Annotated in this window: 22 protein-coding genes and 1 pseudogene; 17 read left to right on the forward strand and 6 right to left on the reverse strand. The window is 45.2% G+C overall.

Annotation, left to right across the window (positions count from 1 at the left end):
* The first annotated feature begins 74 nt into the window (after positions 1-74).
* Positions 75-3,374: an endo-1,4-beta-xylanase gene (locus DMB88_RS09235; protein ID WP_164848652.1), complete on the forward strand. Its 3,300-nt coding sequence runs from the start codon at positions 75-77 to the stop codon at positions 3,372-3,374.
* Positions 3,375-3,652: 278 nt separating this feature from the next.
* The gene (locus DMB88_RS09240; RefSeq protein ID WP_128101116.1) at positions 3,653-6,115 is read left to right on the forward strand and encodes an EAL domain-containing protein; all 2,463 of its coding nucleotides are present in this window, start codon (positions 3,653-3,655) and stop codon (positions 6,113-6,115) included.
* A 141-nt stretch (positions 6,116-6,256) separates the two neighbouring features.
* Here the strand turns inward: DMB88_RS09240 and DMB88_RS09245 are convergent, their stop codons facing one another.
* Both DMB88_RS09245 and yhbH read right to left on the reverse strand, forming a co-directional pair.
* Entirely contained in the window at positions 6,257-7,693 is a 1,437-nt protein-coding gene (locus tag DMB88_RS09245) for a SpoVR family protein (protein WP_128101117.1), read from the reverse strand.
* A complete protein-coding gene (gene yhbH / locus DMB88_RS09250; RefSeq protein WP_128101118.1) occupies positions 7,690-8,856 on the reverse strand; it encodes a sporulation protein YhbH in 1,167 nt (388 codons plus the stop codon). The genes DMB88_RS09245 and yhbH overlap by 4 nt, the downstream gene beginning before the upstream one ends.
* Positions 8,857-9,252: 396 nt before the next feature.
* Here yhbH and DMB88_RS09255 point away from each other — a divergent pair, with 396 nt between their 5' ends.
* The 10 genes from DMB88_RS09255 (at position 9,253) to DMB88_RS09300 (ending at position 19,447) form a co-directional block, all read left to right on the forward strand.
* Positions 9,253-10,590, forward strand: coding sequence for an MFS transporter (locus DMB88_RS09255; RefSeq protein ID WP_128101119.1), 1,338 nt, complete (start codon positions 9,253-9,255; stop codon positions 10,588-10,590).
* Positions 10,591-10,955: 365 nt separating this feature from the next.
* Complete coding sequence (locus tag DMB88_RS09260) at positions 10,956-12,224, forward strand: sulfotransferase family protein (RefSeq protein WP_128101120.1); 1,269 nt, start codon at positions 10,956-10,958, stop codon at positions 12,222-12,224.
* The gene (locus DMB88_RS09265; protein WP_128101121.1) at positions 12,221-14,152 is read left to right on the forward strand and encodes an asparagine synthase-related protein; all 1,932 of its coding nucleotides are present in this window, start codon (positions 12,221-12,223) and stop codon (positions 14,150-14,152) included. The genes DMB88_RS09260 and DMB88_RS09265 overlap by 4 nt, the downstream gene beginning before the upstream one ends.
* A 64-nt stretch (positions 14,153-14,216) precedes the next feature.
* Positions 14,217-14,357 (forward strand): paeninodin family lasso peptide, encoded by a 141-nt coding sequence (locus tag DMB88_RS09270; protein WP_174715277.1) that lies wholly within the window; start codon positions 14,217-14,219, stop codon positions 14,355-14,357.
* A 248-nt stretch (positions 14,358-14,605) separates the two neighbouring features.
* Entirely contained in the window at positions 14,606-14,812 is a 207-nt protein-coding gene (locus DMB88_RS09275; protein WP_128101122.1) for a hypothetical protein, read from the forward strand.
* Complete coding sequence (locus DMB88_RS09280) at positions 14,782-15,549, forward strand: phosphoenolpyruvate carboxykinase (ATP) (RefSeq protein ID WP_128101123.1); 768 nt, start codon at positions 14,782-14,784, stop codon at positions 15,547-15,549. The genes DMB88_RS09275 and DMB88_RS09280 overlap by 31 nt, the downstream gene beginning before the upstream one ends.
* Entirely contained in the window at positions 15,546-15,845 is a 300-nt protein-coding gene (locus DMB88_RS09285; protein ID WP_128101124.1) for a lasso peptide biosynthesis PqqD family chaperone, read from the forward strand. The genes DMB88_RS09280 and DMB88_RS09285 overlap by 4 nt, the downstream gene beginning before the upstream one ends.
* Before the next feature lie 3 nt (positions 15,846-15,848).
* Positions 15,849-16,343, forward strand: a complete 495-nt coding sequence (locus DMB88_RS09290) for a lasso peptide biosynthesis B2 protein (RefSeq protein ID WP_128101125.1) — start codon at positions 15,849-15,851, stop codon at positions 16,341-16,343.
* Positions 16,333-17,520: a nucleotidyltransferase domain-containing protein gene (locus tag DMB88_RS09295; RefSeq protein ID WP_128101126.1), complete on the forward strand. Its 1,188-nt coding sequence runs from the start codon at positions 16,333-16,335 to the stop codon at positions 17,518-17,520. The genes DMB88_RS09290 and DMB88_RS09295 overlap by 11 nt, the downstream gene beginning before the upstream one ends.
* A 4-nt stretch (positions 17,521-17,524) precedes the next feature.
* Complete coding sequence (locus DMB88_RS09300) at positions 17,525-19,447, forward strand: ABC transporter ATP-binding protein (protein WP_128101127.1); 1,923 nt, start codon at positions 17,525-17,527, stop codon at positions 19,445-19,447.
* Positions 19,448-19,614: 167 nt separating this feature from the next.
* Here the strand turns inward: DMB88_RS09300 and cysC are convergent, their stop codons facing one another.
* On the reverse strand, positions 19,615-20,253 hold the full coding sequence (gene cysC / locus DMB88_RS09305; RefSeq protein WP_128101128.1) for an adenylyl-sulfate kinase: 639 nt from the start codon (positions 20,251-20,253) through the stop codon (positions 19,615-19,617).
* Between the two features lie 168 nt (positions 20,254-20,421).
* On the opposite strand from cysC, the gene DMB88_RS09310 reads away from it, so the two are divergent.
* The 4 genes from DMB88_RS09310 to pdaA all read left to right on the forward strand — a co-directional run bounded on the left by DMB88_RS09310 (position 20,422) and on the right by pdaA (position 23,455).
* Entirely contained in the window at positions 20,422-21,258 is an 837-nt protein-coding gene (locus tag DMB88_RS09310) for a glycosyltransferase family 2 protein (protein ID WP_164848653.1), read from the forward strand.
* A 26-nt stretch (positions 21,259-21,284) separates the two neighbouring features.
* A complete protein-coding gene (locus DMB88_RS09315) occupies positions 21,285-21,650 on the forward strand; it encodes a hypothetical protein (RefSeq protein WP_128101130.1) in 366 nt (121 codons plus the stop codon).
* A gap of 121 nt (positions 21,651-21,771) precedes the next feature.
* Positions 21,772-22,317, forward strand: coding sequence for a hypothetical protein (locus DMB88_RS09320; RefSeq protein WP_128101131.1), 546 nt, complete (start codon positions 21,772-21,774; stop codon positions 22,315-22,317).
* A 355-nt stretch (positions 22,318-22,672) separates the two neighbouring features.
* Entirely contained in the window at positions 22,673-23,455 is a 783-nt protein-coding gene (pdaA, locus tag DMB88_RS09325; RefSeq protein ID WP_128101132.1) for a delta-lactam-biosynthetic de-N-acetylase, read from the forward strand.
* A 232-nt stretch (positions 23,456-23,687) separates the two neighbouring features.
* On the opposite strand, the pseudogene DMB88_RS09330 reads toward pdaA, so the two are convergent.
* The 3 genes and pseudogenes from DMB88_RS09330 to DMB88_RS31715 form a co-directional block, all read right to left on the reverse strand.
* Positions 23,688-24,535, reverse strand: a pseudogene (locus DMB88_RS09330) (DegV family protein).
* A gap of 111 nt (positions 24,536-24,646) precedes the next feature.
* On the reverse strand, positions 24,647-24,901 hold the full coding sequence (locus DMB88_RS09335) for a hypothetical protein (protein ID WP_128101133.1): 255 nt from the start codon (positions 24,899-24,901) through the stop codon (positions 24,647-24,649).
* A gap of 41 nt (positions 24,902-24,942) precedes the next feature.
* Positions 24,943-25,071, reverse strand: a complete 129-nt coding sequence (locus DMB88_RS31715; RefSeq protein ID WP_302476285.1) for a hypothetical protein — start codon at positions 25,069-25,071, stop codon at positions 24,943-24,945.
* Positions 25,072-25,360: 289 nt separating this feature from the next.
* On the opposite strand from DMB88_RS31715, the gene DMB88_RS09340 reads away from it, so the two are divergent.
* Positions 25,361-25,747 (forward strand): DUF423 domain-containing protein, encoded by a 387-nt coding sequence (locus DMB88_RS09340; RefSeq protein WP_128101134.1) that lies wholly within the window; start codon positions 25,361-25,363, stop codon positions 25,745-25,747.
* Positions 25,748-25,866: the final 119 nt, after the last annotated feature.

Consider the following 25,866-nt stretch of genomic DNA (forward strand, 5'->3'; position numbering starts at 1 on the left):
TCTTGGCGGTCTATATAATGAAAGTGTTTACAAAGGAATTGAAGCTTAAAAAGAAGTGCGAAGGAGGCAATGGGATGAGATATCGAAAATGGTGGAGCTTGTGCTTGACAATGGTCATGGTAATCAGTGTACTGCCTTTGACGAGTCTGGGAAAGATAGGTGCTGAGGCAGCGAGTGAGGGTGAACTATTGCTGTCTCATTCTTATGAAGAGGGCACGTCCCAAGGGTGGATACCTAGAGGCAACGTTACACTTGCAGTGACGGAGGAAGATGCATACGAAGGTACACATGCTCTCCAGACGACAAGCCGAACTGCTGCGTGGAATGGGCCTGCCTTATCCGTAACGAATATATTGGAGAAACATGCTGTCTATGAAATAACAGGATATGTGAAGCTGTTGCCTGGGGCGACGCCGTCTAATCTTAAATTTACCGTTGAGCGTCGTGAAGGTACTCAGGCTGCACAATACGATCAAGTGAATACGGCTATCCCTGTAACCGATCAGGGATGGGTTAAGTTACAGGGGCAGTACAGCTATCAGCAAGGAACAGATCTGTTATTGTACTTAGAAAGTGATGACCCAACGAGTAGTTATATGTTGGATTCGTTCCAATTGCGACGGGTTACTCCTGCACCGGAGCCGGAGAATCCAGGTGAACCTGGTGAACAGCTGTTTGTAGCCGATTTTGAGGATGATCAGGTAGGGAACTGGCGCCCACGAGGTTCTGAACAGCTAAGTATTGTCACAGGCATTGGTTATAACAGCATGCGTAGCTTGAAGACGTCCTCCCGTACTGAAACATTTCATGGACCGCTCATTGAGGTGTTAAATCACTTGGAAAAGGGAAGTACCGTGCATGTTTCCTTTTGGGCGATGTATGATGAAGGACCAGCTACTCAAGTGATTAATGGTTCTTTGGAGAAGGAGTACCATAACGACAGTTCAACCCGAGAGTATGCTACGTTTGCTTCAACAAATCTAACCAAGGGTCAATGGAAGAAAATCGAGGCGGATGTCGTCGTTCCAAGTGAAAGTAGTGGAATTACTGGCTTTCGATTCTACGCGGAAACGCCGTGGAAACCGTCTGGAAATGTGACAGAGTCAGATACGATTCCATTTTACATCGACGATGTTGTTATTACAGCGGTAGCTCCACTCGAAATCGAACAGGACATTCCGAACCTAGCAAGTACGCTGGGAACATCCTATGACGTTGGGGCGGCCATTGACTTGTCAGCTCTAAACCCACAAGATCCACATGCTCAGTTGCTAGTCAAGCATTTTAACAGTATCACTGCGGGTAATTTTATGAAGATCGATGCGATGCAGCCACGTGAGGGAGAGTTTGTCTGGACGGATACGGATCGATTGGTTGAGTTTGCCGAAAACAACAATATGCGGGTGAGAGGTCATACGTTAGTGTGGCATAGCCAAGTCCCCGAATGGTTTTTTACAAGTCCAGATGATGTATCGCAGCCAGCGACTAGGGAACAACTTCTTGCACGGATGAAGACACATATTCAGACAATCATGCATCGATATCAAGGCAAAGTGCATACTTGGGACGTCGTCAATGAGGTCATTTCCGATGGAGGAGGTCTGCGTAATCAGGCTAGTGGTTCCAAGTGGAGAGATATCATTGGTGATGTCGATGGTGACGGCGATGACAATGATTACATTGAACTTGCGTTCCGGTATGCGCGTGAAGCTGACCCTAACGCTGTGCTGGTCATCAACGATTATGGGCTGGAAGGCAGCATTAATAAACTGAATGATATGGTGAATTTGGTAGAAAAGTTGCTCGCAAAAGGTACACCCATTGATGCGGTCGGATTTCAGATGCATGTGTCCATGTATGGGCCAAACGTACAGCAAATCCGTGAAGCTTTCGAGCGAATTGTTGCGCTAGGGGTCAATATACAAGTGACGGAGCTGGATGTGTCTATCTATTCAGGTTCATCGGAACAGGAGAAGCCTGTTACGGATGAACTCATGATGCAGCAGGCATACCGGTATAAGGAATTATTCGATCTGTTTCAGGAGTTTGATCAGCGTGGAGTGCTGGACAGCGTAACTGTCTGGGGGCTTGCCGACGATGGAACATGGCTGGATAATCATCCCGTGCAGGGACGCAAAGATGCACCGCTTTTATTTGATCGGAAATTGAAAGCGAAACCTGCATACTGGGCTTTGGTTGATAAGACAACACTGCCGGTGTATCGCAACGAATGGACAGCAAGCAAGGCCAGCCCTGCTACGCCGGATTCCAAAGGAAAGGAAGATATACTTTGGGGAGCTGTGAAAGGTGTGCAAGTTGCCCATCGGGTAGAAGGTACATCGGATGTTACGGGGCAAGCCAGCGTGCTGTGGGACGATAAAAAGGTGAATCTTCGCATAGAGATACAGGACACCTCCCGACATAAGGGAGATCAAGTGCAGGTTTTCCTTGAAGAGGAATTATATGAAGCAACAGAAGGAGCAGGGAATGATTTTACTGTTACTTCTAAGAAGAAGAAAGAACCCAAGCCACTGAATGGGCAGTATACATTCGAACGAGATGGAGGCAAAGGCAAGGACCATAAAATTTACAAAGTAAAAGAGACATCGACCGGTTATATCGTTTATGCATCTATCCCGTTACCTGCCTCTGTACTTGCTGAAGGCAAAACATTGTCCATGGATTTTCGGATTAAGGATCAGCAGGCTGACGGTCAAACCTCCATTGTCGTCTGGAACGATGTAAATGATAAACAACCGAATGAACCGGGGAATCGTGGCAAATTGAAATTAGGCAGTAAGCTGAAACATACGAAGGTCACGTACGGTACCCCGGTGTTAGATGGTCAGAAGGATCGTATATGGAAAAAGGCAGCTTCCATTCAAACCGATGTGTGGGTTCTTGGTAACTCAGGGGCTACAGCGACAGCACAATTGTTATGGGATGAACAATACTTGTATGTACTCGCAGAGGTCAAAGACCCGTTACTCAGTAAAGCTAGTGTGAATGCATATGAGCAGGATTCCATTGAAGTTTTTGTTGATCTCAATCATAACAAAACGTCGTTTTATCAAGAGGACGATGCTCAATATCGAATCAATTATGATAATGAAACATCTTTTGGAGGTAATGCTCTTCAGGATCAGTTTCAATCTTCTACACGTTTGACGAATGCAGGTTATATTATAGAAGCAGCAATTCCATTAGATCTGGTGCCTACCAATGCTATACCGTGGATCGGATTTGATCTACAAGTGAATGATGATAGCACAGGTGAAGGCAGGCGTAATAGTGTATCGATCTGGAGTGATGCTTCAGGGAATTCATATCGGGATACCTCTGGATTCGGTAACCTACTGCTTGTTGGAAAATGATGAAGCTTAATTCTTGTCTGATTCAATGAAATGAAAGACGATAGATATGGAAATAAGTGTTGATTTTCGTGTGTAGGACGTTTAGACTATATACATCAATATTAAACGGATTTCAGATGTGCATATAGCTAGGGATACGTGATGTATCCGCTCGCTGGAGTTTGTGGTTACAAGTTAAATGAAGTGAAGGGAGTGCCTGTCACCGGGACAGAGCACTCGCTTCTTTTTTTACTTTTAACATACATACAAGACATTTGCCGGTTGAAAGGAAAGACGGAGTGGAGCACATACATGGAACGTACAACTCGGAACTTGTTATTTTATCTTACATTATTGCAGCAGTAGCTTCGTACGCAGCACTTGATCTTGCAGGGCGGGTAAGCTTGGCTAAGGGGATGCCAAGAAACGTATGGCTCACCTGTGGTGCAATGTCGATGGGACTAGGGATTTGGTCGATGCATTTTGTTGGCATGTTGGCCTTCACCCTCCCAATGAACGTTTCCTATTCAACGGGTGGAGTTACACTTTCAGTTCTGCTTGCCATCGTTGCATCCGGTGTGGCTCTGCATATCGCGGGTAGAGAGTCTGTGTCGATGAGACAAATCATTGTCGCGGGCTTGCTTATGACTGTCGGGATTAGCAGTATGCATTATGTGGGGATGGCGGCGATGTCCGCATCAATTACGTATGAGATATCTAAGGTGATCTTATCCATATTGATTGCAGCTGGGGCTTCCTTTGCCGCATTGTGGCTTATGTTTTTTTTCAGGCATCGACATTCACGGTTTACATGGGTGTATAAACTGGGTAGTGGACTCATCATGGCAATCGGCATTACGGGAATGCACTACACGGGGATGTCTGCTGCGCAATTTCATAATGGGCATGTCATGGGAAAACACCATGGAATGCAGATGAACCCCGACATGCTCGCATATTTAATTGCGGCAGGTACGTTTGTTACGTTGGGCTTTACCTTATTCGGTATTTTCTTCAATCAACGTCTCTCTCAAAAAGACCAGCGTATCCATGAGAATGAACAATGGTACCAAGCGCTGTATCATAACCATTCGGATGCTATTATATCTGTGGATCGAGAAGGCTACGTCAAAGGCATTAATGCTGCAGTTACTCGTATAACAGGATTTGAAGAGCAATATGTGATTAATCGACGCATTGATCATACTCTCGATAATGTTGAGATTTATTGGCAAAACGATATTCAGCAAGTGGCTTGGGCAGATGGTTTTCTGGATCAGCACAACTACAACGCAACGATGAGAGTCGTGGATGGCCGATTGCGTGACTTGCATATTAGTGTTGTGCCTGTGATGATCGAAGGTAAACATATGGGGAGTCATATTTTGATCAAGGATGTCACAGAGGAGAAGCAGGCACAGGAGGATATTCTTTATCAAGCTCTGCATGATTCACTTACAGGGTTACCCAACCGGCGAAAGCTGGATGATGTACTGGCGGCAACTTTGGCATCCTCTGAGTTAACAGGTCATAAATTCGCGGTTATGGTGATGGATATCGATCGTTTCAAAATGATTAATGATTCGCTGGGGCACTCCATCGGAGATATCTTCTTGCAAGAGGTTAGTGTTCGGATCATGGATGCGATGCAAGCCTGGGATGCCAAAGCCGAGGATAATGTTATGTTGGCTCGTATGGGCGGGGATGAATTCACATTAGTTGTCGCTAATGATCAGAGAAACGAGATTGGCGTGGCTGAGCTTGCAGAGCGAATCGTCAATGCAATTCAATTACCATATCGACTTAAAGAGAATGACTTCTATGTTACCGCAAGTATTGGTATTGCGATGTACCCCGATCATGGGACGGAAGCGGATAGTTTATTGAAACATGCAGATACCGCTATGTATGAAGTGAAGAAAAATGGTAAGAACGGCTTTCAGTTCTATACAACCCAACTCGATTCAGAGTTATACGAGCGAATTGAGCTCGAAGGATATTTACGTAAAGCGTTGGAGCGCGATGAGATGCTGCTGTATTACCAGCCTCAGATTCGAACGGAGGACAGCCGGATGATTGGTGTGGAAGCTCTTATTCGCTGGAACCATCCACAGAAAGGCATTCTGGCACCCAATGTCTTCATTCCACTCGCAGAGGAGACAGGCATGATCTATGCGATTGGGAACTGGACGCTAAGGGAAGCCTGCAGACAGATGAAACAATGGCATGAGGCTGGTGGACCGCTCATTCCGGTCTCGGTTAACTTATCAAGCTTGCAGTTCCACCAGACTAACCTGTTAGAGCAGGTGCAACATGCGCTGCTTGAAACCGGGCTGGAAGCGAAATATCTGGAGCTGGAGATTACAGAGAGCATGATGATGGACGCTTCTGTATCTGCGGACATCCTTAATGAACTTACCTCACTTGGCGTGAAGATCAGCCTTGATGATTTTGGTACAGGCTACAGCTCGCTCAGTTATTTGAAGCATTATCCGATCCATAAGCTGAAGATTGATCGCTCGTTTGTCACCGATATTACGGAGAATCGGAGTGATCAGGCGATTGTCGCGACGATTATTTCAATGGCTCAGCATTTGAAGATGGAAGTTATTGCGGAAGGCATTGAGACCAAGGGGCAGCTGGATATCTTAATGGAGAATGACTGCAAAGAGATTCAGGGTTACTATTTCAGTCGTCCTCTGCCAGCTCAAGAGGTTGAAGATCACTTTTTCGTTCCACTGCGGTTAGAAGAGCAATCTTAAAATTAATTCATGCCAAGCGGCAAGTCCCCGTCATTCTACAGGGACTTGCCGCTTTATTTGTTAAACATACATATTAGATTACATAAGAAACTGAATCATTAAATCCATTCGGATTCATCGAGCCATTCAAGTGAGGATATCTCAGAGAAACTTGCGATGATGCTTCTTGCCATCATAGGTGAACCAGATTGGTTTTTCTTCCACACGGGTTTCCAGATGCACTGTGCGTCCCCACAACTTGTAGAGATAAGGAAGGGTGCGCTCCATATATTTAAGATCCAGTTCGATGCCTTCATATTGATGTTTGAGGACAAGCTCGCCGGTTCGCAAATAGTCTGCGTCTTGAACAACGAGATAAGGAGAGCCGCCGTTCACGCGTGAGAATACAAGTTGATCCCGTATGTTCTCCCAAGACTTGTCGGTAATTTTCCAGTCTGGGCCCTTTTTCTCAAATACATATAGGTCAAGGTCTTCCGTTAACTGTTTGGTCATGTAATTGCGGATAAACGAGGTGTCTGAATCGAATTCGCGAACCTCGAACATTTTGGCACGACCCATACCCGGTTTGCGTCCCAAACGCTCCTGCTCATCTTTCGATGGATGATCCCATCTACGCTCAATACCCTCAAATATTTTCAGTCCCAGATAATATGGATTCAGGCTTTGTTTGGATGGCTGCACGACAGAGGAATTCAGCTTGGCGAATTCAATGGTATCTTCACTACTTAGATCCAATTCGCGTATAATGCGTTGATGCCAGTATGAAGCCCAGCCTTCGTTCATGATCTTGGTTTCCATCTGTGGCCAGAAATAAAGCATTTCTTCGCGCATCATACTCATAATATCCCGCTGCCAATCCGTTAACACTTCGGAAAACTCTTGAATGAACCACATCACATCTTTTTCAGGCTCAGGTGGGAAGTGATGAACTTGAATTCCGTCCGTAGGCGTTTCCTCAACCTGTCTGTCATCCAGAGCCCATAAATCATCATACCGTCCTTCAGGTTTAGGTGCTTTGTCTCCACGTTGCTCCCGTACTTTCATTTCCATGTAACGTTGTTTGTCCAAATGACGGGGCTTGATAAGCTGTGGATCAACATGCTCCTGAATGGCAATGACCGCATCGATGAAGGCCTCCACGGCCTCCGTACCATATTCCATCTCATAGTTGCTGATCCGGTCGGCTGTTGCTGCCATGCTCTCGACCATATTGCGGTTGGACTTGGAGAAGCGGGCATTGTTTTTGAAAAAGTCACAGTGTGCAAGCACGTGTGCCACAATGAGTTTATTTTGGATAAGGGAGTTTCCGTCGAGCAAGAAGGCGTAACAAGGGTTAGAGTTGATCACAAGCTCGTATATTTTGCTGAGTCCAAAATCGTATTGCATCTTCATCTTGTGAAAGGTCTTGCCAAAGCTCCAGTGGCTGAAACGAGTGGGCATACCATAGGCACCAAAGGTGTAGATGATGTCGGACGGGCAGATCTCATAACGCATGGGATAGTAATCTAGGCCGAATCCATCGGCAATCTCCATAATTTCGTCAATGGCATATTCAAGGTCGCGGATTTCATCGGTCATCCTACACTGCCTCCTTCGCGTTTCTGAAAAAAGCTGCGCAAAGCTTTGTACACTTCGCTTTTTTCTTTGATCACATAATACATGAACTGATCCATCTTGATATGGCGATAAGCAGACATGAGTGTACTGCTTCGATTATATTGATTCACTTCGCCATATCCGAACATGTTGCTTCGTTTCATTAATTCGCCGATCAGCTTCACACAACGCTCGTTGTCAGAGGTCAGATTATCTCCGTCAGAGAAGTGAAACGGATAGATGTTGTAGCTGGAAGGAGGGTAACGTGAATCAATAATATCCAGTGCCTTCATATATACGGAGGAACAGATGGTGCCGCCGCTCTCGCCGCGGGTGAAGAATTCCTCTTCGGTAACCTCTTTCGCTTCGGTATGATGGGCAAGGAATACAATTTCCACCTTCTCATATTGACGACGCAGGAAGCGAGTCATCCAGAAGAAGAAGCTACGTGCGCAATATTTTTCGAAAGAGCCCATCGACCCTGAAGTATCCATCATGGCAATAATGACAGCGTTGGATTGTGGAATGATCTTATCTTCCCACGTCTTATACCGCAGATCGTCAGGACTGATGTGATGAATGCCGGGATTGCCCGTTGTTGCATTTCGCCGTAAGTTCTCCAAAATGGTTCGTTTCTTATCAATGTTAGACTGCATTCCTTTTTTGCGAATATCGTTGAACACGACCGTATGTGTCTCGATGAGATCTTTGTCCTTCTGTTTCAGATCTGGAAGCTCCAGTTCTGCGAATAACATATCTTCCAATTCCTCTATGCTAACTTCCGCTTCCACGATGTCATGACCGGGCTGATCGCCGGCTTTTTCGCCTTTTCCTGGCTTCTGCGACGCAGGATCACGACCGATGACGTCACCGACCTGACTGTCACCATCACCTTGCCCCACATGTTTTTGCTTCTGGTAGTTATACACAAAACGGTACTCATCCAGACTGCGGATTGGTACCTTGATGATTTGTTTTCCATCAGACATGATGATGTTTTCCTCCGTGATCAGATCCGGAAGATTTTGCTTAATGACATCTTTAACCTTTTGCTGATGGCGCTGTTGGTCCTGGTACCCTTTGCGGTGAAGCGACCAATCTTCCCGGGATACGACGAACGAGTAAGGCTGGTGTGAATTTGACATGTAGGCACCCCCCATTGATTACGCGGCACAGTTTGGCCTGTCGGTAATTAAGTATATTCACGGGCGGGGACGATATGTGATGCGAGAGCATATAAAATGATACAATTATGAGGCGAGTATCTTTGAATCATTCGGAATAGTCGCACCAGATGGGATGTTAAGCCTCATTTTAGACTATTTCAATTGGAACATATGTTTTTGTATAATTTCTCTGCGATAATTTACAAAAAACGGGAACAAGTATGATAAACTTCCTTTAGAATAGAAAAGTGCGAGTTCAAAAGTTGCGTTGCCATAAGGTATGTTTTGTCAGCCTTTAACGGACTTTTGGAATAACCTCGAAATGAAATTGATCTGGTATCCCATATGAGGATGCATGCAAAGGAAGGGTTTTATTTGGAGAAACGGGCGGTTAAAGCTTGGATTATGTATGACTGGGCTAATTCGGCTTATGCAACAACAGTGCTGGCGGCAGTACTTCCTGTCTTTTATGCCTCAGTCGCTGCAGCGACACTAGACGCGGATACGGCTGCGTCTTATTTGGCGTACACTCATTCCATCGGTATGTTATGTGTGGCTTTACTTACACCTTTGCTAGGCACAATTTCCGATCTATCAGGACGTAAAGGGGACTTCCTTCGGGTATTTGCCATCATAGGCATACTCGCTACACTGGGATTCAGCATTGTAGGGGAGGGAGACTGGCTCCTGGCATCGGTACTGCTCATTATTTCTACGATTGGTTTTGCAGGCGGTAATACGTTCTATGATGCCATGTTGCCTGATCTAGTGCCGATTGAACGGCGAGAGATGGTCTCTTCCAAAGGATACGCATATGGTTACATTGGCGGAGGTTTGCTGTTAGCAATTAACTTGTTAATGATACAACAGCCAAGCTGGTTTGGCTTAAGTAGCACATTAGCGGGTACTCGGCTTGCCTTTATCTCTGTAGCGATCTGGTGGTTACTGTTCTCTATTCCGATCTTCCGCTTCGCTCCGCGCCGTCCTGCGGCAAGAGATTTACCACAATCGTGGACAGGGTACGCTAGAGTAGGCGTGCGCAGATTGCGTCAAACGTTCAAACAGATGTTACGTTTTCCTCAATTGATACGCATGCTGGTTGCCTTTTGGTTTTTTAACGATGGAATTAATACCATTATCCTGATGGCTACCATATACGGGACAAGCATTGGTATTGGAACTACGGATCTTATGCTTGCGCTGTTAATTACCCAATTCGTTGGTTTCCCTTGTACGTTATTACTGGGGGCTTGGGCACAGCGTTGGGGAGCCAAACGAGTATTGCTGGTAAGCTTGTCGGTGTACATATGTATTGTCATTCTCGGTTATTTCATGACAGAGGCGCTTCATTTCTATATACTTGCCGGGCTTGTTGGTGTCGTGCAGGGTGTCAGTCAATCTACGGCACGTTCCTTGTTCAGTAATCTGATGCCTTCTGGCAGAACAGGTGAGTATTTTGGATTCGTGAACATAACAGGCAAATTTTCCTCTATCTTTGGGCCGTTTGTGTTCGGACTGGTGGGTCAATTAACGGGTTCAAGTCGTTGGGGAATACTGTCTTTGATTTTCTTCTTTGTTGCAGGTATTGCTTTCTTGTTAACGGTCAAAGTACAGGAGGGAATCACGGATGCCAAGCTTGCAGATCAGGAGGATCAGAAGCAGTGGGGCGGACGTGTACCCAAGGTTGGATCAGATATAAATGTATCGGGGTAACAGCGATCGGCTGCAATTCATGTCATAACCCTATAGAGCTTCAGGTCAGTTCATTCATTGAACAGATCCTGAAGTTTTTTTTATTTGGCTACAAGTCATAAATGAGAAGAAGGTCGGAATAGGTATGGAGGGGTGATTCCACAACGGCAGAAACGAAGATTCGCACGAAAATTATGAAAAATTGAAAATAAAAGATTGACATGATACATTTTGTATCATAGAGTAAAACTATGAATACATAACGTATCAAAAACGTTGTCGAAAGTACATATATTGTCTAGGCATACGAAATCACGTCTGATCCTCAAGTTTTGCTGAGTATACCAACTGCATGCTTATTATATAAACAAAAGGAGAGGATGCCATTGGTAGATATTCAAGGTAACGGTCTTGTATTTTTACTTTGTGTCCCCCGCAGTGGAAGTTCACTCTCCACCGTCATGTTACAAAATCACAGCCGCATATTTGCTACACAAGAAATGTGGTTCTTGATGAGTCTGGTCGATCTGGCTAAAGTAGACCCTCGCCCGTATGGTGGCAATGCCATCATTCGTCAGTTCTATAGTGCGATGGTATCTGAGGATGTATTTGAACAAGCGTGTCGACAGTTCGCCCTAGAAATCTATAATGGTTTCTTACAAGGCAGCGGGGCAGACTTCGTTATTGATAAATCTCCGCGTTACTATTACATGCTGGAATGGCTTGACCGTCTTTTTCCACAGTCCAAGCGAATTCATCTCCAGCGTAATCCACTTTCCATTGCTGCATCGTTCAAAAAAGTTAATCGTAACTCAGGCAATGGATTCGAACTCATTCAGAGTTTACAAAGTCCCGAATTGAATATGAGAGCAGTTGACCTGACCTTAGGTTTGCTCAGGCTAAATGATTACTTTGAGGTGAAGCATCCTCAAGCTTATGAGATAAAGTATGAACAACTCGTCGCAAGTCCTAAGGACGAACTGGAGAAGCTGTGCAGCTTTCTCGGAATCGGCTATGAACAGGGCATGGAGCAATATGGACGGTTTGTGGATACGACGAAATCCAATATGTTCTACAGTATGGGTGTAGGTGATCCGTTTTTGTCATCACATCAGGCAGCACACAAGGATTCTGTTAACAACTGGAAAGAGATACTGGATCGTCAGGAAGTTGAACTGTATTGCCGAACCATTGGAGCAGATCTGTTTCATCGAATGGGATATAGCCAGCAATTAGAGGAAGCAGAGCAATGGACAGGTGTGCGCTATGAAGCGAGTGCAGATCAAGAGGTTGTAGATCGACTCACACTTCAATTCACCAAAGCAACCGGATGTGAGTGGCAATCTCATTACCGAATAAAGCCTGAAGTTGTAACCGTTGATTCCGAGCATGAAAGATCAGATGCCACGGATACACAAGAAGCGTCAGCAACCGATCCGACCCTAGCTGCATTAGCAACGATAAGGCAACTGGAAGCTGCATTACGTGCTGCGGATCACCGGTTAGAGCGAGGTTATAACGAGCGTGAGAGATTAAAGTTACAATTGGCCTCTACGCAAAGCAAGATACAGCGGATCAAATCCTTGATTCCATTTGGTCATCAGCTTAGTGCCTGGGCATCCCAGCGCAAGATTCTACGGGGAGGAAAGTCATGAGCGCTATTGCGGGGATTGTTCACACCGAGGGTCAAGAAGCACTGTGGGAGGATAGTTGGCGTCTGTATGCCAGCCTGGGTCATATTCCAGCAGATACTACTGGGGTGTGGAAAGGCAATGAAGCATTCCTGAGTTGCCATGCGCAGTGGATTACACCCGAATCTGTTCATGAAAAAATACCTCTATATGACGAGGTCAGCGGCCTCTCTATTACGGCTGACGCGATTCTGGACAATCGGGAGCAATTAGCAGACCAATTGCAGATATCGAGAAGAGAATTAGTCGAATTGCCAGATAGTGAGTTAATTCTAAGAGCTTATCAACGATGGCAGACAGACGTGACAAGCAAACTGCTTGGAGATTTTGCATTTGCCATCTGGGATGATCGCAAGCGTACCTTGTTTGCAGCTAGAGATATTACAGGCATGAGATCGCTATACTACCGCCATGATGGACAGCGCTTTGCTTTCTGTACCCTCATGAATCCCTTGCTATCGTTAGAGGGAGTTTCCAAAGAATTAAGCGAATCCTGGTTATCCGAGTTTCTCGCCATCCCTGCAATGCATGGTGCAGCAGATATCCAATTGACTGCATATCGGGGTGTGAGACAGCTCCCACCGGCGCATACGCTGTTATTTCGAGACGGTAAGATCGAGTTGAATCAGTACCATCGTTGGGATGAGGTTGAACCACTTCGCCTCAAATCAGATGGAGAATATGTAGAAGCATTCCGCGAGGTTTTTGCAGAAGCTGTAAGCACAAGGTTGCGGACTCATCGGCAAGTGGCTGCAGCTTTAAGTGGTGGTCTGGATTCAGGAGCAGTTGTAGGCTTTGCTTCAGGTACACTGCGAAGCCAGGGGAAAACGCTGAATGCCTATAGTTATGTACCGGTGTCTGATTTCAAAGATTATACACCCAAAACGTTGCTTGCGGATGAGCGGCCCTTCATTCGATCTACAGTGAACCATGTAGGGAACATCTCGGAGAATTATCTTGATTTTGAAGGTAGAAGTCCCTTCAGTGAAGTGGACACATGGCTCGACATGATGGAGATGCCTTATAAATTTTTTGAAAACTCGTTCTGGATTCGAGGCTTCTATGAAAAGGCTAGCCAGCAGGATGCGGGTGTTCTACTCACTGGAGCAAGAGGCAACTTCACGATCTCCTGGGGGCCGGCACTAGAATATTATGCAAGTTTGATGCGTAGTGGACGCTGGCTGAGGCTGTTAAAAGAAATGAAGCAGTATAGTTCACGTACAGGGATGAAATTTTCACGGATTGCCCGAATCACAGCACAAAAGGCCTACCCAGAGAGGTTTCAGAATTCTCGTAATGGTGCAACTCCAAACGCAACCAATCAATTAATACATCCGGAATTTGCACAAAAGACAGGCGTATTGGATCGCTTGGGTTCGCTGGTTGTACTACAGGGTGGAGCCCAGGCAGACGCTCTGAAAGTACGGGCGGAGAAGTTCAACAATCTGGCAATTGCAAGCAAAAATGGAGCGATGGCAACCAAATGCTCACTCCGTTATCGTGCATGGGAGCGAGATCCTACGAGTGATGCTCGTGTGATACAGTTTTGCCTTTCTGTACCGATTGAGCAATATGTTAATCAAGGCACAGATCGATCGTTAATCCGCCGGGCAACTTCACCCGAGCTACCGGATAATGTGAGACTGAATCAGCGTGTGCGAGGTGTTCAACCAGCCGATTGGTTACATCGCATGATTCCGGATTGGGGAGCGTTCACAAGTGAAATCCGGGCACTGTGTTCTGATAGCCGAGTAGCTGGCATATTAAACACAGATCGAATTTACACGGCTCTTCAAAACATACCCCAGCCTCGTCCGGAGCTTGCATCACATCCTGACTTGCGCTTAATGATGCATAGCCTCATTGTATACCGGTACATTCGTCAGTTCTGATATCCATGTGATATTCAGAAGGGATGCATGATCCTACATGCGCTCATGAAAGGGGGTGAATACAATGCAAATCGAAAAAAAGCAATGGCAAGCACCAGCACTGGAAGTTTTGGAAGTAAACCAAACCCTCGCAGGTAAAGGTTACAGACAAATCGACTGGATCACAGAACACGATGCTGATCTGTATGATCCACCTGTTTCCTAAGTAAGAATCAATAAGCTTTGTCATTATACTTAAAAGGGCGGAAAGGCAATAGCTTTCTTTTCGCCTCCGCCCTTATTAAGCCACGAATATAAGGGCTTTTTTACTTTTTAAGAGGTTGTTCAAAAAGTCCACTTTTGATTACGAATGATGCCTTGAGGCATCTCAGCATCGAATATGGAATTCAGCCGAAATAAGTGGACGTTTTAAATATTCACTTTCACAAACTTGCCAAGAGGAGGCGTTTACTGTTGTCTCTGCGTTATGAAGCCTATGGATTACACTGGATAAGCCAGATTCACATGCCGGAGCTCCGGATTGTGCCGAGTGGTCATGAACCGAAGACGAAGACCACAGACGTATACATCCAGTCCACCGATTTAACCCCCCTGTGGGAGTCATGGGATGTGGGGGACAGTAACTTTGTATGCAGAGATGGGAGCCTTTTTTTCGGGTAGCTGGAACAGGTCTCTTCTTGATGGAGCAAGGTCAGCGTATCCTGGTATCTCCTGAACCGGGAGCCGAAGAGAAAAAAGTTCGTTTATACATTCTGGGTACGTGTATGGCAGTAACGATGATGCAGCGTGGTATCCTTCCCCTTCATGGGAGTGCCGTAGTCATTGATGGATGGGCGTATGCATTTGTTGGTCACTCTGGTGCAGGAAAGTCTACACTATCGGCCGCACTCGCTTCACGCGGTTATCCGCTTATGACCGATGATGTGGTTGCATTGACGTGGGATGCAGGTGGAAGAGCGATTGTATCGCCAGGGTATCCGCAACAGAAGTTATGGCAAGCCAGCTTGGATGGTTTTGGCATGAATGAGCAGAACTACGCCACCATTCATGCCGAGGTAACGAAATATGCGATACCTGTTCAGCATTATTTTCATGATCGGGCTGTTCCGCTTGCGGGAGTATTCGAATTAGATCCGAGGCCAGAGGAAGCTTCAGCAAGCATTCAAATGACAGAAGTCATGGGATTGGAGCGGTTGCATCTATTGTGTACGCATACGTTCCGAAGCACACTTGTATCACGTCAAGGACTCGCACAATGGTTGTTCGAGACCGTTTCTAGGTTGTCGGCAAGTATAGAAGTTCACCGAATTACGAGGTCAGGCTCTGATTTTACGGCGTTTGAGATGGTAGATCGGATCATAGACCATGTACGCAAAGGAGTGTATACAGAACAATGAATATGACCCAACCAATCCATGAGCAGGATCGTTTCGTACAGAAGGAAGGCCATCTCGTCAGTGATATGGGCGGCGAGAAGGTGATGATGAGCATTCAAAGTGGCAGGTATTACAATCTGGGCAGTACAGGGGGACATATCTGGGAATTGATTGCGGAAGAGCGGACATTGACGGAGCTGGTTAATACACTCGCCTCGGAATATGAGATCGATCCTGAGGTTTGTCGTGAACAGGTTGTGCTGTTTCTGGAGCATTTGACCCGTGAGGGATTAATTAACATCACTCGTGGAGAATAGAAGATGTTTCGCAAAATAGTTCACAAAATCAAAGCGTACTTCTCATTAACAAGCACGCTGCGTCTTATGTTGTGGGAAGCTTTCTTCTATCTCGGAGTGGCGCGAATTCTTAAGGCTATGCCTTTTGCCAAAATTGCTCCAGGGCTCGGCATCCCCATGCATGAGACCCCGATGACTGGCTTGAATCGTAGTCAAATCGTCACCTTACGGAATGTGTCCAAAGCAATTATGCTCGCAAGCAAAATTACACCATGGCAAAGTCGCTGTCTCGTTATGGCTATTGCTGCAATGAAAATGCTAGAACGTCGCAACATCAGTAGTACGCTCTATATGGGAACGGCTCGGAATAAAGAAGGACAGATGATGGCTCACGCCTGGCTCAGAAGTGGGAAACTAATCGTGACCGGAGCTGATACGATGGATCAATACACCGTTGTTGGTGTGTTTGGTAAACAATGTTCAGAGAAGGGGTCTGGGGAGATTGTCTATGAATCTTGAATTTGAAGATTATACAACGGGGTTCCCGCAGGAACTCAAGCTGATGTTGTTCATGATCCAAAGTGATCCAACTTCTCAGCCATCATTATTGGAAGCGATGGCGGAGAACATCGATTGGAATCTATTTATGCGCTTGGTATACCATCATCGGCTATATTCGGTCATTTATCTACAGATCAAACATGCCAATATGTCATTTGTTCCAGCAAATGTCGTGGAGAGTCTTAGACAGGAGTACACAGCGAATACATTTCGTATGTTACACCTGACAGCTGAGATGGAGCAGGTATGCAGTACCTTGGATGGACAAGGGATTCGTAATATCACGTTGAAGGGACCGGCTCTGGCTCATGATCTGTATGGTGATATATCTATGCGTACATCGAAGGATCTGGATATCCTTATTCCTTTGGAGGATGTCGAAGCCGCTGAGGAAGTGCTGGAGAAGCTTGGATACATCACGAAGGAAGGGCGACGCATTACTGCGGTCCAGAGCTGGAAATGGCGAGAACATCATGTCTGTTATATGCATCCAGTCAAACGAACACAGGTGGAGGTTCATTGGCGCCTGAATCCGGATTCAGGCAAAGAGTCCGATTTTGAGGTGTTGTGGAAACGAAGCCGGTTGAGCACGTATACTCAAACCCCTGTACGAATGCTGGAGAAAGAAGATCTATGGGTGTATTTGGTGACACATGGTGCACGCCACGGTTGGTTCCGATTACGTTGGCTTTTGGATATTGATCAGATGATTCGTACAATGCAGATAAACACCGATCTTTTAATGAAACGCTTGAAAGCGGAGGGACGAGTGGCGATTGGAACGCAAGCTCTGCGCTTGGTCTCAGCTTTGCTGAATACACCTCTGAGTTCGAGCTACCATAATCTGTTATCTACGAATTCAAAAGCAGGAGAGCGGCTTGCAAGACACGGTGTGCTGTTTATGCATGAGATGGTTGAAAGCCCTGCACACGTGAAGAGTTACCAGTCCTATCTGTTTGCGCTGAGAAGCCGGAGACAGAAAATGTTTTTTTTCATTGAACGATTGTACCCAAGCACTTGGGATGTGGAACAGTTTCCGCTCCCACGTTATTTGCACTTTTTGTATTTTCCGTTACGTCCGTTCCTCTGGTTCTGGCGTCGAATGAAAAGGAACACGATGGCGGAAAGGGGATAACACAATGCTTTCAGAACTTCGGTTTTATATGCGGAAATTACGCAGTGTAACTGGACCGGTACTCTATTGGAATCTACTTGGGATGATCAGTATCAGCTTGATGGAAGGCATCGGCATTTATATGTTGGTTCCCATGCTGAGCTTAATTGGTGTATTTCAGATGAACTCGGCGGGAATTCAGATCCCGTGGATCTCTGATGCCTTAAGCGGGTTATCTCAGAACAATCAGTTGCTGCTAGTGCTTGGTGCTTTTGTCGTCATTCTCTCGGGTCAGGCGTGGTTGCAACGTCTGCAGACGATTCGAAACACCAAAATTCAGCAGCAGTTTATACGGACATTACGCCTGGAAACCTATCGTTCAATTCTCATGGCGGGGTGGCCATTTTTTCTCCAAAAAAGAAAATCCGATTTTAACCATATATTAACAACTGAACTGGCTCGGGTTAGCCAAGGAACAAACATTATGTTGCAGATGGCTGCCTCATTGATCTTTACGGGTATTCAGATCGGGCTTGCTTTCTGGCTATCCGCCAAACTAACTACACTTGTACTGGTCTGTGGATTAGTGCTGTTCTTTGTTCTAAGGAAATTTGTCAAACGTGCCAAGCAAATTGGAGATAAGACATCTGAATTCTCGCAACTATATTACCACGGGCTGACAGAACATTTTAACGGGATAAAAGATATCAAAAGCAACATGCTTGAACATTCCCATATTCATTGGTTTGATGGCATGTGTAGACGAATTGAACGTAACGTTATCCAGTTTAGTAAGCTTAATAGTGGAACTCAGTTAATCCACAAGGTATCTTCTGCCGTCATTATTGCTGCATTCATCTATCTCTCGATGCGTGTGCTGAATGTACCCCCAGCGAGCCTGCTGCTTATTATTCTTATTTTCTCCCGTCTGTGGCCAAGATTCACTTCGATTCAGTCTAATCTGGAGTATATCAGCTCCATGCTACCTGCATTTCGGATTGTTCGTGAGCTACAGCTGGAGACGGAGAAAAGTCGTGAAATACATAATCCCCTCACAGGTGCGGCAGTTCAGTCTGACTCTGATCCGTCTAGTCCTGGTCCGCGTTCCATGCGGGTGAAAGCGAAAGCCCAAGCCCAGACCCAGGCTCAAGTGAGCACAAGTGGTATGGTGGAGGATATGCGTCCCATTCAGCCCTTGGAATTACTGCGGTCCATTAGCTGTGAGCATGTGAATTATCGTTATGAGGGGAGTAATACGTATGCTCTTCATGAAGCGAATGTCACAGTCCCGGCTAAAGGCATGACGGCTATTGTAGGTAAATCCGGTGCAGGAAAAAGTACTCTGATTGATCTTATTATGGGTCTGATTCGTCCAGAGAGTGGTCAGATTCTCATTGATGGTGTGCCTCTGAGCGAAAGCTCATTGCTGGCGTGGCGAAGTTCAATCGGATATGTGCCTCAAGATCCATTTTTGTTTCATACCAGTATTCGTGAAAATCTACGTTTGGTTGACCCTGATGCCAGTGAAGAGCAGATGTGGCAAGCGCTACAGTTCTCGTCTTCGGCATCCTTTGTACGGAAATTGCCACAGGGTCTGGATACCGTTATCGGTGATCGGGGAATAAGGTTATCCGGCGGGGAACGCCAACGGTTAGTGCTTGCTCGTGTGATGCTACGCAATCCTTCTGTGCTTGTACTGGATGAAGCGACAAGTGCATTAGACAGTGAAAATGAACAGCATATTCATGAGGCGCTTGAACGATTAAGAGGACATGTAACAATTATCGTGATTGCCCATCGTTTATCAACTATTCGTACAGCCGATCGTGTCATTGTCCTGGATGAAGGCCAGGTTATTCAGCAGGGCGGTTACCAGCAACTGTCCACGGATCCTGTAGGTACCTTCAGTAAACTGCTTAACATGCAGGCAGGTGTAGTGGGTCAGTAGGTGTAGAGCAATAGGTGTTGGTGATGTAAGCATTGCTTGATGTTATGAAATGCAAAGAGGCGCAGACATTGCTGCGCCTCCGATCTGTAACACGTGTCTGCGAACTGCCACATACAATGTCATACCTTTTACCTTTAAACTTTGAAAATGAAGACTAACGTATGAACTTATCCAATGCTATTGGTGGTTGTAGAGAGAGGAAGTTGCAGAGAATCCGTCTGTTCTAGATGTTTTACAATTTCAGCTACAGCTTCGTCCAGAGAGAGCAGTTCCGTATCGATAATGAGCGAAGGTTCTTCGGGAACATCATAAGGTGCTGAGATTCCAGTGAAATGTGGGATATCACCGTTACGTGCTTTTTTGTATAAACCTTTGGGGTCACGCCGTTCACATTCCTCAATCGAGCAACGAACATAGATTTCAATAAAATCACCAGGTTCGAATAACTGCTTGACCATCTGTCGATCCTCAGCGTGAGGAGAAATGAAAGCAGAGAGAACAATCAATCCAGCATCCACCATTAGCTTAGAAACTTCACCAATCCGGCGTAGATTCTCCTGACGATCCGTGGTGGTAAAGCCAAGATCCCGGTTAAGTCCATGACGCACATTATCCCCATCCAGCACATAACAACGTATTCCTGCGTCATACAAATGCTTCTCTAACGCAAATGCAAGGGAGGACTTCCCTGCACCAGACAGACCTGTGAACCACAGTGTACGGCTGCGATGACCATTGCGAATCTCGCGTTCTTGTCGATCTAAGCTGGATTGTTGCCAGGTAATATTACGTTCTTCTCTCGTCACAGATATCCGCCTCTTCCTAAGTAGTATATGTATAATATTTTAACATCTTTTCAAGATTATAGCATCAAATTATACCTATCAATCATAGGCTATGTAAGGTATTTATTCGCAATCAAGAACCTATTTCTGCATCATAATATGGTATGGAATGGAGAGATCACAGGGAGCATGTTAAGTTCAATTTTGATCGCGCTGCAGGTCGTGATTTTAATCTGGTTTGGGTACTGGTTTATCATCTCATTGTTTGGATTCGGTAAAGCAAAACCGATGGAAATGCGTGCTCCTAAGAGTCGGTTCTTGCTGCTTGTTCCTGCTCATAATGAGGAGGTTGTAATCGGAGATCTACTAGATAATTTGAAGATGATTGATTATCCAGCGGAGCTGTTCGATATCTGCCTTATTGCCGATAATTGTTCTGATCTAACCGCCGATATTGGTCGGGAAAAGGGAGTCATTGTGCTGGAGCACTATTATATGCCCGGTGAACCTAAAGGCAAGCCATATGCAATGAAATATGCACTAGATATGATCGACCTGGATGATTATGAAGGAATTTGCGTTTTCGATGCAGATAACTTGGTAACTCCGAACTATCTCAAAGAAATGAATAACCATCTCATCGCAGGTCACCGGATCATTCAATGTTATTTGGATACGAAGAATCCCAAGGATAATTTTATCACCATGTCTTACGCAACCAGCTATTATATGATGAATCGCTCCTGGCAGTTAGCCAAATCTCGATTGGGTCTGGGAAATGCAATTGGTGGTACAGGATTCTGCGTTGAACGCCAATTGTTTAACGAGATTGGTTGGACTGCGCGCAGCTTAACGGAAGATCTGGAGTTCACGATGCAGGCATTGTTGAAAGGTGTTAAAACCCATTGGTCTCATTACGCCAAAGTGTATGACGAGAAACCAACGAATTTTTGGTTCAGTTGTGTTCAACGTTTACGTTGGGCAAGGGGCACTGGGACGTATGTTTCAAATATGCTTTTCCTCTAATCTGGCGAGGTATCACGAAGCGTGATATGTCTGCGATCGATGGTGCGATGTATCTGCTTAACCCTGGGAAAGTAGTTGTCGCTACAGCGATGAGTATGATGTTTTATATCTCTCTGGTGTTTGGAGATCAATTGTATGATCCATTTGTGCCGATGTGGTTATATGGGGCGATGATTCTATTTAATGTCATATATATCGGTATTGCGCTCAGAGACGCATCTCACAAGATCAATCTATTTAAATCCTATGCAAGTCTGCTGTTCATTAGTTACTCCTACATTCCTTTATTTATGTGGGCGTTGGTTACCTTTACGAAGCGTGTATGGATTAGGACAGAGCACACCAAGAGCACAAGTTTACAAGAGGTGGAGAAAGCTCAAGTTAGTGCTTAATTAACGAGAAAGAGTCATCGGAATCTCAGGCTCCGAGGGACTCTTTTTTTGCTATACTATGAGGAGGCTGAATCGGTTCAAAGGCTCGCAGCAACAACAGCTTAGGTGGAGGTTTCTTTGTATGAAAGTTAGTATTACGAGATGGTATTCACAGCAAAATCAAGAAACCTATATGCAGATCGCTCCAATCAAGCGAGGCCTATTGTTTAATCTGGCACATACATACGAAGCTTTACATGCAGCAGGTGCATATGCTTTTGTTATGGAGAATAAGCAATTGCAGAAGCTGCAAAGGTTGTTGACCCGAAAGAGGGCGCAAGAGCACAGGTTTCCTTCTTCCCTACGAGTAAAATGCAATGATGACGTTAAACGCAAATTAGTTATTCGAAAAATAGGACAAGATCAGCTTGGAATGCAGTTACAAATGGATGACTGTACACTTGAGACAAATGGAGAAGATCTGGCCGCTATTCTTAGATTCATTACGGAACAATTGGCTATGTTAAGTGGGCAAGAGGATGAAGACCGTCGCTGCCAAGAACGTGTGACGTTGTATTCTCCACAAACAGCAACACAGTTTGAGTATGAAATTATAGGCCGCGGATTCCATATCGTCATGATGCAGAAACAGTTCATAGAGGATCAGGTGCGGGGGAGCCATATATGAGTTTCACCTCGATATTCAAGACCTGCTCCGGTTGCAAACTTGGATGGAGCACAGTTCCTTTCATCCGCTGAGTGAATCCGGAATGACTATAAGGTTATCCGATGTGATGGATATTGACCTCAACGTGATGTGTTCTGAAGAGATAATTCAATTTACTATGATTAAAAAAGGGGTTAACCAGTGCCAGTTTTCCTTCCAAACCGGTGAGGAAATTCAGCAATTCGGTGAATATATTCACGAAGCGATATATCGTTACTAAGAACCAAAATACATATATTTGCTGTCCCTGAGGCATATTACCTGTAGGTGTTTGTACTAGGAATATAAACAATACTCAGGAACAGGGGCGAATTGAATGAAGCGATTGGTGCTTTACGTGCTGTTAGCAATAGTAGTAGCAACCGGCACGCTGCCGGCACAGATTGAAGCATCGCCGGTGAACGGAGCATATCATTTCGGATTCAAAAAAAGTCAAAATGGGCAGTTGCCTTCAATCGATCAGGAAGGTTTTAAAGCGATCTTGGAGCAAAATGATGCCATTTTCTTGGGAGATACCAAGCAAAAAGAATTGTATCTCACGTTCGATAATGGATATGAAAATGGGTTTACACCAGCAATACTGGATGTACTTCGGGATAAAAAAGTGCCTGCGGCCTTCTTTGTTACAGGACATTATCTGAAGGATCAGTCTGAGCTTGTGAAGCGAATGGCAACTGAAGGCCATGTGGTCGGCAATCATTCCTGGAGCCATCCAGACATGACCAGAATCTCGAATGATAAGATCCGAACAGAGCTGGATCAGGTCAAGTCTGAGATCAACCGCTTGACTGGACAACAGGTGAGTTTCTTGCGTCCGCCGCGAGGTATTTTCAACGCTCGCACGCTTGCAGAGAGTCGCGCACAGGGTTATGTGAATGTATTCTGGTCTGTGGCGTACAAAGACTGGGATACCAATGTACAACGTGGCGCGGACTATGCACGTCAGCAGGTGCTGAAGCAGTTGCATCCAGGAGCGGTTATTCTGTTACACTCGGTTTCCAAAGATAATACAGAAGCACTCAGTTCCATTATTGATGAAGCGCGTCGGCAAGGATATGTTTTTAAACACTTGAATGATCTCAAAACCAAAAGCTACTAATAAACTGTAGTTAAAAAAGAGTTTAAGCGCGATGTTGAAAGAGGCTATGCTTTGTTTATGGAGCACTTTGCGGTTGTGAGCAGTTGTACCTTAACATAGCGTTCAGCAAAATAGTATATCGTTTGAATGCCAAAGGGCATCCTTAGTTATAGCTAAGGATGCCCTTTAATCTGTAAATATAAAAGCGATATAGAAGCAGTGTTCATGTCACCTATGATGTAACCTTCGGATGTTACAATGCAGTATTATAAATAATACCAATCGTTTTGGGGCCACAATGACTACAGATCACACATCCTGCGGTAGCTAGCTCGACGCGGGCACCGGTCTGTTCCTGAAGTGATTTTTGCAAGTCAAGCGCATCTTCCTCTGCCATCGTATGCACAACGATAATCAGATCCTTGTCGATCTGCTCTTTATTGCTTAGCGTGTTCTGTAGCATTTGCTCCAGAGCCTTTTCGCGTTTACCACGAACTTTGTAAGCAGGAGCCATTTTTCCATCCGTTACGCGAATCACTGGACGAATCTTCAACAGACTGCCAATCAGATTTTGCATGCCAGAGCATCGACCGCCCTTATGTAAATACTCCAGGGTATCAATGACAAATTCAGTTCGTACATTGGGCTTGAGAGCCTCGATCAGATGAGTGATCTCCTGTAGTGTTTGACCATTCTGCGCTGCATGAATTGCTTTCATAACAAGCAGTCCGATTCCGGACGAGAGATTCAAGGAATCCACAACAGAAATTCGGCCTCCCGGGAATTCGGAGCTGGCGAGGAGTGCATTTTGATATGTAGATGAAAGTTCGGAGGATAAGCTGATGTACAGAATATCGTCCCTTGGTCTATGTATGGCTGAAAAGCTGTCATGAAGTCTGCTGGAGAAGGCGCAGCCGTTTTGGGGAGGCGTCCATCCCTGCTTACACGTTCATATAGCTGCTCAGGTTTAATCTCAACACCGTCTTTCAATGATTCCTCGCCAAATACAACATAGAGCGGAATAATTCCAACGTCATACGTTTGGATCCACGATGGGGTCAGATCGCTGGTGCTGTCTGTGAAAATTTTGATTCGTGACATGTTGATCTCCTTTGGATATGATAATTTGAACAAAAAGTTTATGTCATTCGTTTGATGTTTGCAACATGTATGATGCTGCTGTATGAGACAAGCAATGTCTGTGTGATTCGATTACGTCAGGAACATCCCCGCTACAATCAGTCCGGCAAAGGCCAAAATCAAAATACCATTAAGTATCGTTCCGATGATGGCGAAGATTTTCTTCCGATTTTTGAGCACAAGACCAATGACACCAACGATAAGCCCAGCCAAATTGAGGATGAGGCAAACCAAGATGGAGAGTGAAGCAAGCACGACCGCAGGATGAAAAGCGATTTCCTCAACATTCGCAGGGGTGAACGAACCAAGTGAGCTGCTCAGCGCCATCGCAGCGAAGAAGAACGTTAAAATATAAGCAAACAGAGCAACTAGTCCAAGTATAAAGCTAGCAATCCCGGACCGGATTGTTTCAATCGGATGGTGTTCGGTTCTTCTGGGTATGGTGTGAATGAGTTGTTATCGTATGAATGTGGTTCATTCGTATGGTTATTATTCATATTTTATGATTTCCCTCCTATCCTGCTGATTAGTTAATGCATGTTATTACCCTTATTTAAACGTAGTGATTCTTGAGTTGGTTTCAAAAAGCACACCTTTTTACTTTTCCATAAAAGTCGATAAAAATCAAGATATCTCTGCACTTTCGCTAGTGTTATCGAGTGAATTGTTATATACAACCCAATTAGGCGAGTACGTTCAGTTAGCCAGCTAACTGGCAAACGATAGTGAGATTCGGGTACAATAAAACATAGTGCAAACTATGAACTTAAAGGGAGAGAAAGGGAAATGCAACGTAAATGGATGATGCTGGGCGCGATACTTACGATGCTGTCTGTGGCGATTGGTGCGTTCGGTGCACATATTGTGAAGGAGCATATTGATGCCAAAGCCCTTGCTACCTATGAAACGGGTGTACAGTACCATATGATCCACGCCATCGCTTTGCTGATTGTTGGACTTACAGCAGGACAACTAGGGGAGTCGACGAAGCTTAAATGGTCGGCACGTCTTCTGCTAATTGGTATCATTGTGTTCTCTGGTAGCTTATATGTACTCAGTACAACCGGGATCAAAATATTAGGCGCCATTACTCCAATTGGTGGTGTAGCTTTTATTACGGGTTGGCTGCTGTTCGCGTTAGACGTGTGGCAACGAGGTAAGGGACGATCCTAAACTACTTAAGGATGCTACCACGCTTCCCTTGAAAAACCACTGTAATATGGAATACTTCATTAAACTGATGCGCATACACAATGTTTTAAAAAAAAGCAGCCTGCATGGAAATGTTATGG

Origin of the sequence: Paenibacillus sp. DCT19 (genome assembly GCF_003268635.1) — a bacterium.
Taxonomy (GTDB): domain Bacteria; phylum Bacillota; class Bacilli; order Paenibacillales; family Paenibacillaceae; genus Paenibacillus.